This is a genomic window from Pseudomonas quercus (assembly GCF_012033695.1).
In the GTDB taxonomy this organism is placed as follows: Bacteria; Pseudomonadota; Gammaproteobacteria; order Pseudomonadales; family Pseudomonadaceae; genus Aquipseudomonas; species Aquipseudomonas quercus.
Genome location: NZ_JAAVJI010000014.1, coordinates 1 through 16,310, shown reverse-complemented (window position 1 = coordinate 16,310; position 16,310 = coordinate 1). Strand labels below are relative to the sequence as shown.

The 16,310-nt window shown below is 56.0% G+C and carries 16 protein-coding genes and 3 pseudogenes; 7 read left to right on the top strand and 12 right to left on the bottom strand.

Going from position 1 to position 16,310, the window contains the following annotated elements:
* Window positions 1-81 precede the first annotated feature (81 nt).
* The 3 genes and pseudogenes from HBH25_RS18860 to HBH25_RS18850 all read left to right on the top strand — a co-directional run bounded on the left by HBH25_RS18860 (window position 82) and on the right by HBH25_RS18850 (window position 4,072).
* Complete coding sequence (locus HBH25_RS18860) at window positions 82-855, top strand: DeoR/GlpR family DNA-binding transcription regulator (RefSeq protein ID WP_168085482.1); 774 nt, start codon at window positions 82-84, stop codon at window positions 853-855.
* Between the two features lie 4 nt (window positions 856-859).
* Window positions 860-2,692: a glutamine--fructose-6-phosphate transaminase (isomerizing) gene (glmS, locus tag HBH25_RS18855; protein WP_168085481.1), complete on the top strand. Its 1,833-nt coding sequence runs from the start codon at window positions 860-862 to the stop codon at window positions 2,690-2,692.
* A 270-nt stretch (window positions 2,693-2,962) separates the two neighbouring features.
* Window positions 2,963-4,072 (top strand): annotated as a pseudogene (locus HBH25_RS18850) (IS3 family transposase).
* 148 nt (window positions 4,073-4,220) lie between these two features.
* On the opposite strand, the gene HBH25_RS18845 reads toward HBH25_RS18850, so the two are convergent.
* The 6 genes and pseudogenes from HBH25_RS18845 to cls all read right to left on the bottom strand — a co-directional run bounded on the left by HBH25_RS18845 (window position 4,221) and on the right by cls (window position 9,140).
* Complete coding sequence (locus HBH25_RS18845; RefSeq protein ID WP_168085480.1) at window positions 4,221-4,412, bottom strand: hypothetical protein; 192 nt, start codon at window positions 4,410-4,412, stop codon at window positions 4,221-4,223.
* Complete coding sequence (locus tag HBH25_RS18840) at window positions 4,402-4,953, bottom strand: hypothetical protein (protein WP_168085479.1); 552 nt, start codon at window positions 4,951-4,953, stop codon at window positions 4,402-4,404. Before HBH25_RS18840 ends, HBH25_RS18845 begins: the two co-directional genes overlap by 11 nt.
* Window positions 4,954-5,212: 259 nt before the next feature.
* The gene (locus HBH25_RS23830) at window positions 5,213-5,926 is read right to left on the bottom strand and encodes a methyl-accepting chemotaxis protein (RefSeq protein ID WP_420708518.1); all 714 of its coding nucleotides are present in this window, start codon (window positions 5,924-5,926) and stop codon (window positions 5,213-5,215) included.
* A gap of 144 nt (window positions 5,927-6,070) precedes the next feature.
* A pseudogene (locus HBH25_RS23825) lies at window positions 6,071-7,141 on the bottom strand (methyl-accepting chemotaxis protein); the annotation flags it as partial.
* A 158-nt stretch (window positions 7,142-7,299) separates the two neighbouring features.
* Window positions 7,300-7,596 carry a hypothetical protein gene (locus tag HBH25_RS18830; protein ID WP_168085477.1) on the bottom strand — a complete coding sequence of 99 codons (297 nt, stop codon included), beginning with the start codon at window positions 7,594-7,596 and terminating at the stop codon, window positions 7,300-7,302.
* A gap of 104 nt (window positions 7,597-7,700) precedes the next feature.
* A complete protein-coding gene (cls, locus tag HBH25_RS18825; RefSeq protein ID WP_168085476.1) occupies window positions 7,701-9,140 on the bottom strand; it encodes a cardiolipin synthase in 1,440 nt (479 codons plus the stop codon).
* Window positions 9,141-9,270: 130 nt separating this feature from the next.
* Between cls and HBH25_RS18820 the strand changes: the two genes are divergently transcribed.
* Window positions 9,271-9,798: a DUF3617 domain-containing protein gene (locus tag HBH25_RS18820; protein WP_168085475.1), complete on the top strand. Its 528-nt coding sequence runs from the start codon at window positions 9,271-9,273 to the stop codon at window positions 9,796-9,798.
* Between the two features lie 17 nt (window positions 9,799-9,815).
* Here HBH25_RS18820 and HBH25_RS18815 read toward each other — a convergent pair whose 3' ends face one another.
* Window positions 9,816-10,163 carry an NADH:ubiquinone oxidoreductase gene (locus HBH25_RS18815; RefSeq protein ID WP_168085584.1) on the bottom strand — a complete coding sequence of 116 codons (348 nt, stop codon included), beginning with the start codon at window positions 10,161-10,163 and terminating at the stop codon, window positions 9,816-9,818.
* Between the two features lie 25 nt (window positions 10,164-10,188).
* Here HBH25_RS18815 and HBH25_RS18810 point away from each other — a divergent pair, with 25 nt between their 5' ends.
* Window positions 10,189-11,100: a CobW family GTP-binding protein gene (locus tag HBH25_RS18810; protein ID WP_168085474.1), complete on the top strand. Its 912-nt coding sequence runs from the start codon at window positions 10,189-10,191 to the stop codon at window positions 11,098-11,100.
* Here HBH25_RS18810 and HBH25_RS18805 read toward each other — a convergent pair whose 3' ends face one another.
* The gene (locus HBH25_RS18805; protein WP_168085473.1) at window positions 11,101-11,490 is read right to left on the bottom strand and encodes a DUF3301 domain-containing protein; all 390 of its coding nucleotides are present in this window, start codon (window positions 11,488-11,490) and stop codon (window positions 11,101-11,103) included.
* 117 nt (window positions 11,491-11,607) lie between these two features.
* On the opposite strand from HBH25_RS18805, the gene pdxY reads away from it, so the two are divergent.
* Entirely contained in the window at window positions 11,608-12,474 is an 867-nt protein-coding gene (pdxY, locus tag HBH25_RS18800; RefSeq protein WP_168085472.1) for a pyridoxal kinase PdxY, read from the top strand.
* A gap of 1 nt (window position 12,475) precedes the next feature.
* Here pdxY and HBH25_RS18795 read toward each other — a convergent pair whose 3' ends face one another.
* Complete coding sequence (locus HBH25_RS18795; RefSeq protein WP_168085471.1) at window positions 12,476-12,961, bottom strand: acyl-CoA thioesterase; 486 nt, start codon at window positions 12,959-12,961, stop codon at window positions 12,476-12,478.
* 196 nt (window positions 12,962-13,157) lie between these two features.
* On the opposite strand from HBH25_RS18795, the gene HBH25_RS18790 reads away from it, so the two are divergent.
* Window positions 13,158-14,921 (top strand): cation:proton antiporter, encoded by a 1,764-nt coding sequence (locus HBH25_RS18790; protein WP_168085470.1) that lies wholly within the window; start codon window positions 13,158-13,160, stop codon window positions 14,919-14,921.
* A 24-nt stretch (window positions 14,922-14,945) separates the two neighbouring features.
* Here HBH25_RS18790 and HBH25_RS18785 read toward each other — a convergent pair whose 3' ends face one another.
* The 3 genes and pseudogenes from HBH25_RS18785 to HBH25_RS18775 form a co-directional block, all read right to left on the bottom strand.
* A complete protein-coding gene (locus HBH25_RS18785; RefSeq protein WP_168085469.1) occupies window positions 14,946-15,353 on the bottom strand; it encodes an SMI1/KNR4 family protein in 408 nt (135 codons plus the stop codon).
* Between the two features lie 192 nt (window positions 15,354-15,545).
* Window positions 15,546-15,902, bottom strand: a complete 357-nt coding sequence (locus HBH25_RS18780) for a hypothetical protein (protein ID WP_168085468.1) — start codon at window positions 15,900-15,902, stop codon at window positions 15,546-15,548.
* Window positions 15,903-16,139: 237 nt separating this feature from the next.
* A pseudogene (locus tag HBH25_RS18775) lies at window positions 16,140-16,310 on the bottom strand (IS4 family transposase); the annotation flags it as partial.

Genomic DNA, 16,310 nt, shown 5'->3' with positions numbered 1-16,310 from the left:
CGCAGCTGATGGAGGTTGACAGCCTACTCACGAACAGGTTGAATGCGCGCATTAACTTTCGAATCGAAAGATCGCGTAACCATGACGAAACGTGATACCCCTCAGCGCCGCCATGCCATCATCGCCCTCCTGAATAAGCAGGGCGAAGTCACGGTAGAAGCGCTGGCACGGCATTTTCAGACATCCGAAGTGACTATCCGAAAGGATTTAGGTGCCTTGGAGATCAGCGGCCTGCTGCTACGTCGCTATGGTGGGGCCGTACCAGTCCCCCAAGAGATGATTGCCGAGCCTGCTCAGAAAGTTTCGGTTCATAAGCAAGCCATTGCCAAAGCGGCGGTGGGGCTGATCAAAGAGCACGCGCGTATCATCATCGACAGCGGCAGCACTACGGCGACAATGATTCCGCACTTGGGTAGGCAACCAGGGTTAGTGGTGATGACTAATTCCTTGCAAGTCGTTACCGCTCTCCGGGAGCTTGAGCCCGAGCCGGTATTGCTAATGACCGGAGGCACCTGGGACCCTCATTCGGAATCCTTCCAGGGCCAGGTCGCCGAGCAAGTATTGCGCTCTTATGATTTCGATCAGCTGTTCATCGGTGCCGACGGCCTGGACCTTGAGCGTGGCACCACCACGTTCAATGAGTTGCTGGGCCTAAGTCGAGTGATGGCCGAGGCAGCACGGGAAGTCATCGTGCTCGCTGAGGCCGATAAAGTAGGCCGTCGCATTCCCAACCTTGAGCTGCCATGGAGCAGCGTCCATACCCTCATTACGGATGACCGTTTGCCGCCTGCGGCACGCGAGCACATCCAGGCGCGCGGCGTAAGGCTGATATGCGCTACCCCAAGCCAGGAGTAAATCTATGTGCGGAATCGTTGGCGCCATTGCCGAACGTAATATCACGGCCATCCTGATCGAAGGTCTCAAGCGCCTGGAATACCGTGGGTATGACAGCGCCGGCGTTGCATTGGTGACCACCAGCGGCACACTAGAGCGCCGCCGCCGCACCGGCAAAGTCAGCGAACTGGAAGCGTCTCTTGCACAGCAGCCTCTCGCAGGGCGCCTGGGTATCGCACATACCCGCTGGGCCACCCATGGTGCGCCGAATGAGCGCAATGCCCACCCCCACTTTTCCCATAATGTGGCGGTAGTTCATAACGGTATCATCGAAAACCACGAACCCCTGCGTGCAGCCTTGGTCGCCCAGGGATACGTGTTTGAGTCCGAGACGGACACCGAAGTGATTGCGCACCTGCTTCACCTTGAGCTGCAGCGTACAGGCGCGTTGATTGAGGCATTGAGGGCAACCGTCAAGCAGCTACACGGTGCTTATGGCCTAGCCGCCATCAACCTGGAAGAGCCTGATCGGCTAGTAGCCGCCCGTAGCGGAAGCCCGCTGGTGATTGGCCTGGGCCTGGGCGAAAATTACCTAGCCTCGGACCAATTGGCGCTACGCCAGGTAACCGATCGCTTCATGTACTTGGAGGAGGGTGACATTGCCGAGATTCTTCGGGACAGCCTTCAGGTCTGGACCCGGGACGGGCAGCCTGTTCAACGTGAAGTGGTACAGCACCGTGAAGGCGCCGAGGCGGCGGACAAAGGCGAGTACCGCCACTTCATGCTTAAAGAAATCCACGAGCAGCCTACGGTAGTACAACGCACCTTGGAAGGGCGGCTTGGCCAGGGCCAGGTGCTGATTGACGCCTTTGGGCCGGGTGCATTGGCGTTGTTCAAGCGCGTACGCCATGTGCAAATCGTGGCCTGCGGTACCAGCTACCACGCTGGCATGGTAGCCCGCTATTGGCTCGAAGGCCTGGCCGGCATCCCTTGTCAGGTAGAAGTGGCCAGTGAGTTCCGCTACCGCAAAGTGGTGGTGCCCCAGGACACCTTGTTCGTGACCATCTCCCAGTCCGGTGAAACGGCGGATACCCTGGCAGCACTGCGCTATGCCAAGGCATTAGGGTTTGCCGGCAGTCTCGCCCTTTGCAACGTGGGCATCAGCTCGCTGGTGCGTGAGTCCGACCTTACCCTGTTGACCCATGCAGGGCCGGAAATTGGCGTGGCGTCCACCAAGGCCTTTACCACTCAGTTAGTGGGCCTGATGTTGCTGACCCTTGCCCTTGGGCAAGCGCAGGGCTCGCTGGCGCCTGGCCTGGAAGCCGAACTGGTGGAAGAGCTGCGCCGCCTACCGGTACGCCTGGGCGAAGCCTTGGCCATGGACGCAACGGTAGAAAAAGTGGCCGAGTTGTTTGCCGAAAAGCATCACACCCTGTTCCTTGGCCGCGGTGCCCAATTCCCAGTGGCCATGGAAGGCGCTTTGAAGCTCAAGGAAATTTCCTATATCCACGCTGAAGCCTATCCGGCGGGCGAACTCAAGCATGGTCCACTCGCGTTGGTAGATGCTGACATGCCCGTGGTAACCGTTGCGCCCAACAACGAGCTGCTGGAAAAGCTGAAATCCAACCTGCAGGAAGTCCGTGCACGCGGTGGAGAGCTGGTAGTGTTTGCCGATGTAGAAGCACAGCTGAGCAGCGGTACAGGCACCACGGTTGTGGCCATGCCGCACATCATCGATGCCTTGGCACCGATTCTCTACACCGTCCCGCTGCAGTTGCTGTCGTACTACGTGGCGGTATTGAAGGGCACGGATGTGGACCAGCCACGTAACCTGGCCAAGTCGGTGACGGTGGAGTAGGGCGTGCCGTTGTATATGCTTTGCGATTTTTGTGAATTAAAGCTGCCGCAGGTCTCTGGCCATCCGGCCGGAGATCTGCGACAGCTCTCATCTGTTTTCAACGCCTCTTTGATCACGCCCTTCTATGATCCCCAAAATTCTTCACGAAGAGGCGCTAAATTCTTTCATGCAGCAAATCGTTCTGTAGTGGTCAACTAATCCCCAGACACCTATTTAGGCGAAAATGATCGCCACATAGAGGTTTTCGATAAATAGACAACTACGTACTTCATCCCCGGGTTCAAACGCGAGGCTGCCTGCCTTGTGCTCGATCAAGGCTACGGCCATGCCGAGGCCGCAAGGTCGCTCGATATTGGGGAGCCGGCGTTGCGTCGCTGGGTCAACCAGCTTCAGGCTGAGCGAAATGGCGTGACCCCGTCCAGCAAGGCGATGACACCAGAGCAGCAGGAAATCCAGGCGCTCAAGGCTCGCATCAATCGGCTGGAGATCGAGAAGAAAATCTTAAAGGAGGCCACTGCGCTCTTGATGGCCGAGGAACACGGGCGCAGACGTTGAAGCTGATTCGGCAGTTGGCAAAGCACTACCCTGTTCAGCTGTTGTGTTCAGTGTTCGAGTTGCCTCGATCTTGTTATTACGCGCACTTGGCCAGCCGACGGCGTATCGATGTTCGCCGTACGAGCCTGCTCAGCCGCATCAACGAGCTGTTCAGCCAGAGCCGAGCTCGGCAGGTAGCCGCAGTATCGTCGCCATGCTCCGGGATGAGGGTATCAATGTAGGACGCTTCAAGGTCAGAGGCCTCATGAAGGAGCAGGGCTTGATCAGCAGCAGCCCGGTTCTCACGCATACAAACGGGCCACGCTTGATCGACAGTTCACCGTGGCAACGCCAAACAGGGTCTGGTGTGGTGACATCACCTACATCTGGGCGCAGGGCCGATGGCATTACCTGGCGGTCGTCCTGGACGTGTATAGCCGCCGGGTAGTGGGCTGGGCGATGTCTGCCAAGCCGGATGCCGAGCTGGTCATCAAGGCGCTCGACAGAGCTTATGAGATGCGTGGCAGGCCACAAGGCGTGCTATTTCACAGCGATCAAGGTCACTAATGCCCCAGCTGTAGCTTCCGTCAGCGGCTGTGGCGCTACCAATTCAGAGCATGAGCCGACGGGGAACTGCTACGACCACGTGCCCATGGAGTGGCCGTTTCGCAGCTTGAAAGCGGAATGGATACCGAAGGTGGGTTACAGACGGCAGCGCTGGCCGAGCAAGATATAGGGCGCTATCTCATGCAGAGGTAGAACTGGACAAGGCCGTATCAGCAAAACGGCTTCGTGCCGCCAGCTGCTGCGGAAGGAAAACTCAATTCTGTGTCCGGGAATTGTTGACCACTACAGACAGTGCTTTTGCTAGGCGCATAAAAAATCCGATGCTCGTTTCCAAGCATCGGATTTTGCGGCCTACGGGTTAAAGCTCAAAGCGTCAGTCTTAACTGACTGGCATTAGGCTAGGCCCGGTTCTTGGTGTAGGTGATGATCAGCAGCGAGGAGTTATATCGTCAGCCGCGGTGCGTTTGATCGACTTACCTGCAAAGGCGGAGCCTTCTACCTTGCTAAAGGCATCAACCGCAGTTGCTTCGAAAAAGCTGCGGTATTTAGGCGATTTATGCAGACTCACCAGTTTGGCTTTTGCCTGAGCTTTAAGAGTGCTGTTGACTTTAGTGGTCATTTTCGGATACCTCGTCATTGATCCCATCATAGTCTTGGGTCAGGTCGTAAGCAAGGCCGATACCGGGTAGGTGCGCGAATCCTTCCCGGTGGTAAGCGACACGGGCATCTGGGTTTGGATCGTCGATTACTACGTAGTGCAGGTCCATCAGCGTTCCATAATTTCGCACTGCGCTGAGACTTAGCGGAGCGACATATCCCCGAGTAAGAAGGGAATCATCAGGATTACGTTCGATGTAAAGAACGAAAATCTTCTCTTGGCTGTCTTTGGGTTCAGCCCAACACATACCCGCGAGCGTACCGTCGTACCAGATGGCCACGTCAATGGCCTTGTGGTGTGCTGGCCGGTTCTTCCAGCCCGGAATGCGCTCCCAGCCAAAATCGTATTGCGTCAGCCACCCCTCGTACTGGTCGATAGCCTCGGCGTTAATTTCTCGAAGGGTAAGTAGCGCCGGGTCATAGTTGAGGGTGCGTTCTGCCATTTCCTCGACGGCCAGTTCTCGGGACGCCTGTTGATACGCTCTGAGTAATTCGAGTTCCAAGCCCTATTCCTTGCCGATTGAGTAAGCACCAGCCCCTGGCAGAGCATGGTAAGTTCATAGTGGTAGTCAGCACTAGTGCATTTGCCTTCCTGCCGAACAATGTTCTGCACCGTCACACAAAAATAGCCGCATGAGCTCGATCCGACAGACTTTATTTCGTAGGATCAATTAGCTCATAAACCCACCACAGGCAGCGCTACTCCCTAGCGCTGCCTGCCCAAGCCTGACCCCAGCTCACCTACGCCCAGGCCACGCTCACTTACACACGAAACTTCCCAACCATACCTTGCAGCTGGCTACCCAGGCCGGCCAGCTCCTGTGCGGACGCAGCACTTTGCTCGGTGGCAGCGGCGGACTGATCAGCCACGTCGCGCACGCTGATAACGCTACGGTTTATTTCATCGGTCACGGCACTTTGCTGCTCAGCAGCGGCGGAAATCTGCTGGCTCATTTGCTCGATGGTGTTGATTGAGTGCGTTATTTCCACCAGTGCCTGCTCGGCCTGATGCGCTAATTCCACCGTGCCTTGCGTACGTTTACGGCTGGCGTCCATCAAGTCCGAGGCGGCACCTGTGCCTTGCTGGAGAGCTTGAATCAGCGCCTCGATCTCGGTGGTGGAGTTTTGCGTGCGCTGGGCCAGCGAACGCACTTCGTCTGCCACCACAGCGAAGCCGCGGCCTTGTTCACCGGCGCGTGCCGCTTCGATTGCGGCGTTAAGCGCCAGCAGGTTGGTCTGTTCGGCAACGGCCTTGATCACATCGATCACCCCACCGATCTTGTCGCTGTCCTGGATCAGGCGTTGCATCGCTTCACCCAGTTGCCCCACTTCGCCTGACAGCTGGCTTATCTCCCGCGTAGCTTCTTTCACTACACCACTGCCATAGGCAGCCCGCTCACCCGCCTGTTTGGCTGCGCGCGAGGCGTCCTCGGTGTTCTGCGCCACCTCCTGCACCGTTGAGGCCATCTGGTTCATGGCGGTAGCCACCTGATCGACTTCAAGTTTCTGCTGAGTAACCCCGCTGCTGGTCTGCTCGCTTACCGCTGAAAGCTCTTCAGCCGCTGTAGCGATTTGCGTTACACCATTGCTGATCCCACCGATCAGGCCGCGCAGGGACACCGTCATGTGTTGCATCGTGTTCTGCAACAGGCCTAGCTCGTCCTTGCGTGAGGTGGTGAGGTCGTTGGTAAGGTCACCCTCGGCGATGCGCCGCGCCGCGATCACGGCTGCGTCCAGTGGGCGCGTAAGCTGCCGGGTGAAGATCACGGCAGCGAGTATGCCGACAATCAACACTATCAGTGCAACAGTGAACAGCTGAGCTATAGCAGCACGTTTTTCCCCATTGGCTGAAACAATCTGGGCAGCCATCAAGGCGTCAGTCAGGCTAACTGCCTGGGTGGCCTGTTGCTTCAACGTGTCGCGAAGCTGGTCATTTTGCTCCAGCATCTGTGTGATATTCGTCATCAAGGCCTTGTACTGCCGTAGCGCGGCGAGCGCTGTATCCACGGCCAGGTTTGCCTGGCCTGGCAGCTTGGCCCGGGCCGCTACAACCTGGTCAATCAAGGCATCAGCGGTCGTGAAGGTGGCCTGACGGTTGTCGGCGTTTGGAATACTCAAGTAACGGCGGAATACCAGACGGAAGTTGGTCATGCCGTTGCGAAGGTCACCTGCGATCCTGATCTGATCGATGCCCGATTGGTCCGGCGAGCGCGAAGCATCATCGAAGGTCTTTTGAAGCAGGGTCTCAAAATTCTTGCTTACATCATCAGAAACTTTCACCAGCGGTTTGAGGGCGTCGTCTACCTTCTGATTGTTGCTTACCAGGTGGTCGAGCGTTTGTTCAACGGTGTCTGCCTGGCTACTGATACCGCGCAGCATCTCAACGTTCGCAGGTACAGATAGAATCTTCAGGCCTTCCTTGATCGTGTCCCTGAGCTTGCCCAAGGCCTGTTCACACACTTGCACTGCGCTGGCGTCTGGCGTGGCGGCATAGGCCAATGTGGCCGCTTTGACGCTTAGCATGTCGGCCTTCACTTCCGATACACGCGCCGCCTTGGCCAAGCGGCCGATCAGCAGGTCGGTACTGGCGTAGCCAATGCCTGTAACGACCAGCACACCTAGCAGTATTGAGCCAAACCCAAGGCTCAATTTCTTGCTGACTTTCAAGTTATCCAACCATGTCAATTTCATTACCGTTCACCGTCAAGTTTCCTCATCAGTCATACATCGGCTTGGGATAAGGAAAGTTGATAGAGGATGCGATTGGAAAAATGACGGGGATCTATAGCGTTGATGTATGAAACTAGCTAAATATTGCTTTACCACTGACCGAGGCAAGGCGATACGTATTATTGCGGGTTGCTCAGCAGCGTGTTGAACGGATAGATCTCGCTGGGGTGGAAGGCGATCTGTTCCCCCTCTACCGTGACGCAGCAGCTATCTGCTACCACCCGCAGGCACTTGCCGCTGCTGAAGGTGAGCCAATGGACGGTATATCCGGCTTGGGGCTCGATACGATGTTCGATGAGGTCAAGGAGGTTCATCAACCCTATGGCAGCGCGAGGGTGATTGATCGTCAGCGAGCTGTGGTGGGGGGCATCGCCTTGAGTGGACACGTCAGGTTGTTGATAAATGTGTTTGTGCATAGCGGCCTGCCTGAGGTTGAACAGTGATTGCCACTGTAAAGCCTATGCCCCTAATAAACTGCCAGCACGTTCTGAAACCTTTGTAGGAGGCCGCCCGTATTTTGCTATAACACAGGTGAAATAAGCCGGGCGACGCGCATGCCCAACTTCAATAGCCGGTGAGTATTTTTACTATCGGCCACGGTCATTTCCTGCGAGTCGGCAAAATCCTTTTCAAGCATGCCGGCTACCTGCGTGGTGAAGTCCGTATTGATCGTTAGCAGCATCACTTCGAAATTCAAACGGAAGGAGCGGTTGTCGAGGTTGGCGCTGCCAATCGCACTGATGTCATCATCGACCAACACTACTTTTTGATGCAGAAAACCCGGTTGGTAACGGAAGATACGAATGCCTGCACGCACCGCTTCACTGGCATACAGGCTTGAGGCGGCGTACACAATCTTATGGTCCGGGCGGGATGGCATCAGGATGCGCACATCCACATTCTTCATGACAGCCAACCGCAACGCGGCAAACACAGCCTCATCTGGAATAAAGTAGGGCGTGGTTATCCACAAGCGGCGCTTGGCGCTGTTAATAGCTTCCATGAAAAACAATGCACAGGTTTCCTGTGGGTCCGCAGGGCCCGTGGGCAGTACTTGGCACAACGCGCCTTCGTCTGGGTAAGCATCAGGCAACAGCAGAGGCGGCAGCTCCCGTGATGCCCAGAACCAGTCCTCGGCAAAGCTTTCTTGCAGGCAGGCCACAGCAGGGCCTGTGACCCATACGTGGGTATCGCGCCAGGGGCTTAGGGGAGGGCGGTCCCCTAGGTATTCGTCACCCACGTTATGGCCACCCAAGAAGGCAACCTTGCCGTCCACTACCACGATTTTGCGATGGTTACGGAAATTGACCTGGAAACGGTTGAGCCCGGCGCGCCCTGCGGAAAACGCGTGAACCTGCACCCCGCCACGTTTGAGCGTTTCAATGTAGCGTTTGGGTAGGCCGTGGCTGCCAATACGGTCGAATAGTAAATGTACAGAAACGCCTTGCTCGGCTTTCTCCAACAGCGCCGCCTGTAGCCGGCGCCCAATCAGATCGTCATGGATAATAAAGAACTGAATCAGAATGACCTGCTCAGCGTCTCGAATGGCTTCAAAAATTCGCTGGAACGTTGCTTCACCGTTGATGAGCAAACCAACTGCATTATTGGCCAGGCAGGGCATTCGGCCCAGACGGGGAAGGGCACGCAGCTCACCATAGGCATCCGACGCCTTGGCTGCCATAGCCTCCTCAACCCAAGGGCGCCAGTTTAAATGAGCGATGGCGTCCTGCATTTCTCTATTAGCCTGTCGACGAGCATCCACGTACTCGTCGAACGAGCTTCTACCGAACACAAGGTAAGGCAGCAACGTGAAATAGGGGATGAAAAACAGCGACATTGCCCAAGCAATGGCCCCTTGAGCTGTTCGTACGGTTAGCAAGGCATGGACTGCCGCAATCGCACCCACGCTGTGGATGATGGCAAGCAAAAAACCGAAGAAAGCCGCGCTGTGGGTATCCATGCGATGTTCGAGCATCCTGGCAAGTGATGGTTTTATGACTGTTACATAAGGTAAATGTGCAGCTGTGTTTTACCCTGCAACGTATCCTGTGCCCTGGCGTCCAAGATGTTGCATATTAAGGGAGTTACCTATGAAGGCTGTTGGATTGATTGCCCTGTTAGCCGCGCTGGGGACCACTACGCTAGCCCACGCGCAGATGCTGCAACCTGGGCTGTGGGAATTGACAACTAGCAATATGGAAGTAGAGGGCAAACCTTTGCCTGACCTGCAAATGCTGCTAGGCCAGCTTCAGAACCTGCCGCCTGAGCAGCGGGCGATGATGGAGCAGGTTTTGGCTAAACAAGGCATCACGGTAGGGGGAAAAGGCATTCGGTCCTGCCTTACACCGGAACAGGTCAAAACCAACGATATTCCCCTTCAGGACCCTCAATCAGGTTGCACTCAACGCATCACAGAGCGCAATGGCAACGTATGGAAATTCTCCTTTAGCTGCCCTAAAGCCCAAGGGGCTGGCACGGCAACGTTCCTCAGCGACAAGGAGTTTACCACCCAGGTAGCAGGGACATTCAGCACTACCGGTGCCTCCCAGAAAGGCAGCATGCAAACACGTGCGCAATGGCTAGGGAGCAATTGCGGTGCGGTGAAACCAAGGCAATAGTTCCACGTGGAACATCGTCAAGGAGCAATCCACGTTCCTTGGCTACCTGCCTCACAGAATGGCCTTAGGTAGCGTGCATCGCTGGAGACACCGTAGTAGTGAATGTCCTGCCGATAAGGCATACCTTCTACGCGGGCATTGCTACACACCCCAAAGCCGCCCGTGGGGCAATGGTCCATATAAGCTACATCTACGTGCTGCCCTTTCAGGGTGGGTTGGCAAAAGCCAGTGCTGAACAGCTGTGCAGGAATAGTACGATTTTCCTGGCATACCTTGACGTCTACATGATCCCCTTGGGTATGCACCACGCAGGCCTGCGCCTGTACCAAAGCCGGAAACACCAAGGCGAAAAGGGCTCCAACCATCCCTACAAGGCTGTGTCTGTCTGTCATGTTTGAAAATATACCTACCTATGTATTGGCCGGTCCCTTGGGGGCTGGCAAAACCAGCGTAGCTCAGCACTGGCTTTCCCAACGGCCGGCAGGTGAGCGCTGGGCGGTGCTGGTCAACGAGTTTGGTGACATTGGCTTGGATGCCGCACTTATAGGGCCGAGCGCAGATGGTATCTCAGTCGTGGAAGTAGCGGGTGGCTGTATCTGCTGTGTAAACGGCGCACCTTTTACCGTCGCGCTGGGGCGCCTGATAAAGGCTGCCAAGCCTCATCGCCTGCTGATTGAGCTATCCGGGCTTAGCCACCCCTTGCCACTGTTAGCGCAACTAAGGTCTGTGCCTTGGAACAAGGTACTGGCGTTGCAGCCACTCGTCATCGTGCTAGACGGTCAGCGCCTGCAGGGTAGTGTGCCATTAGCGGACTCGCTCAAAGCCGCACTACGCCTGCCTTGTATAGTGGCAATCAACAAGGCGGACACTGTACCTGTCAGTGACCGCCCGGCAATAGAGCAGTCCTTGGGTCACAAAGGGCAATGGATTACCCAAGGGAGGCTCAACTGGGAAGCCGTGGCGTTACACAGCGTGGCCCAACCCCCTGCAGTGCTACCCCGACTGTTGCCATTGGCGGCCGCCAAGCCGACGCCTGAGTGGAGTATAGGTTGGCAAATGGAGGCAGAGCACCTGATAGCCCTTGAACGCGTGGAAGCGTTGTTGAACCAGTGGCCATGGACGCGTGCAAAAATGGTTCTACACAGCCCTGATGGGTGGTACTCAGCCAACCTAGTGCCTGGTCAGCCTATCCAGTGGGCCTGCAGCGAATGGCGCCGCGATAGCCGACTGGAAATGATCTTTGACGAGGTTCAACCCGAACAAGCCCTTAACAGTGCCTGGCTCAATTGCCGCTTGAGCTAATCAGGGCCGGGTACGCTTGTGGGTTTGCCGCCATTCGCTCAACTCGATCACCTCAGCCGTGGGCTGTTTTTTGATCTCGAATGGGTAGGGTGCCAGTTCGATGTGTGCCGAGTGAGCACCGAACTGGGTAATGGTGCCAGGATGGCGCTGTTCACCCGTGACTGTAAATTCGAACCCATACACGCGAGCGAAGCGTTTCCGCCCCTTGGCATCGCGAACGAATGCGAACCGCCTGAACGCCACGTTCTCGTCGAGAAGCTCCAGGTCCAGGTTCGCGCAGTGGCTCCGAACCTTGGCCAGTGCTTTTTCCCTAAGCCCATGGTTATGCCAGAACCAAGCCGCGACGCAAGCCAAGACCAATAGCACGGCAAGATTTTCAAGGGTGAACATCGACGAGCGCTCCATCTGGACTTGCCCAGCTTAACTGCCTGCCTGATCTGTCGTACAGCGTGGTTTTCACGCACTATTAGGACATCTGAAACTGCCTTTGATGCGCTGGAATTTTCAATGAAACGCACCCCCCATCTGCTCGCCATTCAGTCCCATGTCGTATTTGGCCATGCGGGTAATAGCGCCGCTGTGTTCGCCATGCAACGGACCGGCGTTAATGTGTGGCCGCTCAACACTGTACAGTTCTCCAACCACACTCAGTATGGCCAGTGGAAAGGTGAAGTGCTGCCCGCTCGGCAGATTTGTGAGCTGGTAGACGGCATTGCGGCTATTGGCGAGTTAGGCAACTGTGACGCTGTCGTAAGCGGCTACCTAGGTAGCCCAGAGCAGGGAAATGCCATTCTTCAAGTAGTTGCAGCTGTAAAGGCCGCCAACCCGCGTGCGCTGTACCTGTGCGACCCAGTGATGGGGCATGCGGAAAAAGGTTGTGTAGTGGCGCCTGAGGTCACCGACTTTCTACTGACCCACGCATTGCCGCAGGCCGACATTCTGTGCCCGAACCAATTGGAGCTCAACAGCTTCACCGGCCGCACAGCCGATACGCTCGAAGAGTGCGTAACCATGGCCCAAGCATTGCTGACGAGAGGGCCTGGGATGGTGATGGTCAAACACCTGGCCTACCGGGAAAAGCAACCTGATAGCTTCGAGATGCTGTTGGTTACGCCGACAGGCACATGGCACCTGCGTCGGCCTTTACTCGCCTTTCCACGACAGCCTGTAGGCGTAGGGGACCTGACATCAGGCCTGTTCATGGCGCGCCTGCTGCTGGGGGACGAGCCCGTTGCAGCATTCGAATTCACCGCAGCGGCAGTGCATGAAGTGATGCTGGAGACCCAGGCCTGTGCCAGTTACGAGCTTCAACCCGTCAGGGCCCAAGACCGTATTGCACACCCACGTGTCCGGTTCGAGGCAACGCGCCTTTGATTCAGTTACCCTCGGCTTTCAATTCCTGATACCGCTGTTCCAGCTCTTGGCGAATCTGCCGGCGTTGCAAACCCTGGGCAAACCGGCGCTTTTCCTCACTGGTCTGGGGCGCACGTGGCGGGACGGAAACTGCACGCCGGTTTTCGTCCATGGCCACCATGGTAAAGAAGCAGCTATTGGTATGGCGAACGCTACGTTGCTGAATGTTCTCCGTAACCACCTTGATGCCCACTTCCATCGAAGTGTTACCCGTGTAATTGACAGAAGCCAAAAAGGTGACCAGCTCGCCCACGTGGATAGGTTCCCGGAAGATCACCTGGTCTACCGAAAGCGTTACCACGTAGCGGCCTGCATAACGGCTGGCGCAGGCGTATGCCACTTCGTCCAGGTACTTCAATAAGGTACCGCCGTGTACATTGCCCGAGAAATTGGCCATGTCCGGCGTCATGAGGACAGTCATCGTTAATTGGGCGTTTCCAGGTTCCATAGCGTGCTCATAGTGGGATGAAATCAGGCAGCCTGACGGCTGCCGAACAGATAAGTTACCGGTCTACGATGCATCGTGCGCGGAAGATTCAGAAGCGTCCTACACGCGAGTCTGTTTCTGCATATTGCCAAGGGACTGAATGCATTCCAATGGGTGTTAAGTTTGATTTCTTTTCACGACGATTGGAGCGCCTAACGTGCACGCTATCGCCTTTATCCAGGACTTGGCCGTTATCATGTTGGTGGCTGGCATCGTCACGGTGATCTTTCATCGCCTCAAGCAGCCGGTGGTACTCGGATATATCGCCGCAGGTTTCATCATAGGGCCGCATACCCCCCCGTTTGGCTTTATTCACGACGAGGAAACCATCAAGACACTGGCAGAGCTGGGTGTCGTATTCCTGATGTTCTGCCTCGGGCTTGAGTTCAGCTTGCGCAAGTTGTTCAAGGTAGGCGCTACCGCATTCGTAGCGGCGCTGCTGGAAATTACCTTGATGATCTGGGTCGGCTACGAAATTGGCAACGCTTTTGGCTGGGGAAATATGGATGCCCTGTTCCTTGGGGCCATCCTGGCCATTTCTTCCACAACCATCATCGTCAAGGCCCTTAACGACCTGAACATGAAGCATCAACGCTTCGCTCAGCTGATATTCGGTGTATTGATCGTTGAAGACATTCTAGGTATCGGCATTATCGCTCTGCTTTCGGGCATTGCCGTCAGCGGCTCGGTCAGCTCCGGCGAGGTTGCCGCTACGGTGGGCAAGCTAGGCTTGTTTATGGTCGTGGCCCTGGTAGTCGGTATTCTGTTGGTACCACGCCTTCTGGCCTATGTGGCCGAAGCCAAAAGTGATGAAATGCTTCTGGTAGTAGTGCTGGGGTTGTGCTTCGGCTTCTGCCTGCTAGTGGTCAAGCTGGGTTACAGCATGGTGCTCGGTGCTTTCCTCATCGGCGCCATCATGGCCGAGTCTACACATCACAGAAAGATAGAGCGGCTGGTAGAGCCGTTACGGGACATGTTTAGCGCTATCTTCTTTGTGGCCATCGGTTTGATGATCGAGCCCAAGGTATTGGTGGAATATGCCGTACCCATCGTTGCTATTACGGCGGCTGTCATCGTGGGTAAAGTGGTCTCTTGCAGCCTGGGTGCATTCCTGGCCGGCAATGATGGGCGTACATCGCTTCGGGTTGGCATGGGCTTGAGCCAGATCGGCGAATTCTCATTCATCATTGCGGCCCTTGGCATGACGCTAGAAGTTACCAGTGACTTTCTCTACCCAGTGGCCGTGGCAGTTTCTGCCATTACTACTTTGCTTACGCCCTATCTCATAAAAGCTGCCGACCCGTTTGCTGGGCTACTTTCACGCTGGATTCCAGCGCCTTTAACCCGCGTGTTCGGGACCTATGGTGAATGGCTGCGCGGTATACGGCTGGAAGGCGAGCGAGCCGCCTTCGTCGCCATCGTGCGCCGCATTCTTATGCATGTGGGTATCAACCTGGCCCTGATCGTTGCCATCTTCTTTACCTGCGCACATTTTGCAGCGCCGGTTGGCCAATGGTTATCGCCTTGGATTGAAGGGGAAGAAGGGCAAAAAGGCGTGTTATGCGCATTAGCGCTGCTGCTGTCCACGCCTTTCCTGATTGCGGCTTACCGGAAGCTAGGTGCGCTTTCGTTGCTACTGGCCCAGGCGGGTGTAAAACCCCAGTTGGCAGGCAGGCACACTGAAACATTGCGTCAAGTGATGGCGCAGGTCATTCCAATGGTTTTTCTAGGCGCAATTCTGTTCCTGCTGGCAGCCTTGTCCGCCAGCATCCTGCCTACACGTGAGATGCTGCTGCTCGTAGGGGCGGTGGTGGTTATATTTGCCGCCGTGTTCTGGCGTTGGCTTATCCGTATTCATGCGCGCATGCAGGCTGCCCTTGTAGAGACATTGGACAGCCCAGCCAGCACTGCCGAGCACTAGGCCTTGTACGGAGGGTGCGGGTGCTCAGCTTTCGAGCCAGACATCCCGCGCCCAATGCCATACCGATTCCCAACTGTCTTCGGTAACGGCTTCTTCATCGCCGCTCCAGAGCAACACCGTTCCGTCTTCCTCGACGCAATAATAATCTTCCCCGTCCTGGCAGATGGGGATGAGTTCACGGGGTACGCCAAGGTCCCATGCGGTCGCTGCGACTTCTGGCAAGTAGGTATGGGACTGAGGGTCGGTAACGGTTACCGGCTCCAGGCTGCCATACACGACGTCGCTGACGGTTAGCAGGAACTCTTTGAACACGAACGGGATATTGATGAAGAGTTGTTCTTCGATCTCAACCAGAAGGTCTTCATCTGGCAGTTCCAGAGGGACTGGAACGGGTTCGTTGGCTTCCCGAAGCTGTTCGATGATTTCTTCCACAATGACTGACCTTTGCCTTGAAAAAACGGGGGGCGGGTTTGCCGGCGGGATTTTAATCCATCCTGCCAGAGCATGCTGCAACCACTGCCCTTGAAGGTTTTATCGCTACTGTCAGGAGTGACCACACAGGCGTGGCCCAATTCCTTGCAGTCTCTCAAAGGTCATACCTGTAGCCAGATGGCAACCCTGCGGCTAGAGCTTGAATTTCACGCCTTTGTCTAATAGCTCGATGCTATTGGTGAATCCATAGTTCTCAATTAGTGCGTTCTTCAAACTCTGTGACGGGTTCAAGTCGGTTTTGGCAGCTTTAGCCATTGCTTTCAAGGAAACACCTTCTGTAACAGGCGTTGCCTCAACCGGCTTGCCGCTGAACAGTTTGGACAGGTTGGTCCCACCTCTGCCTTTGAAGGTGATGTCAGCATCGTCACTGCGCCCTGGGGCGTGTATATCTGCACCCGCTTGCAAGGGCGTATGGATGGAGGGTTCTTCATCGTCCTCAGTGCTTTGAGGAGCGTGTGCAATGCCTGGCGTAATACCTGGGGTGCTCATGATCGATTACTCAATTAGGGGTTACCGTAGGTATGCAGGGTTGTGGCCGTCAAAGCTTCCAGGTGTCGGCCGCATGTGCCACCTTTGTCCTGCTGAGGAATCTACTGCGTGGTAATGACATAGGGATGAGTTCCCTCGCTAGCCCTTATGAAATATGGTTTGAAGCGCAGCTGCTTGCCGATAGGGGCCGTATACCGTGTTCAAAAGAAAAACCCCGGCGCAGGGCCGTAATGCTGTTCACTTAAGCGGAGCAGCCTTACGATCCACCGGATACCGGGTTTTGGAAATCTTCACCGTCCTTGGTCGCCCTGGCCTTGGACGGTGATCCAGAAACATACCCGCGACACCTCCCCGCAACTCAGCCAACCTTCTACCCGTAGCTGATACCGGATTGGCCGCAGCCATGAC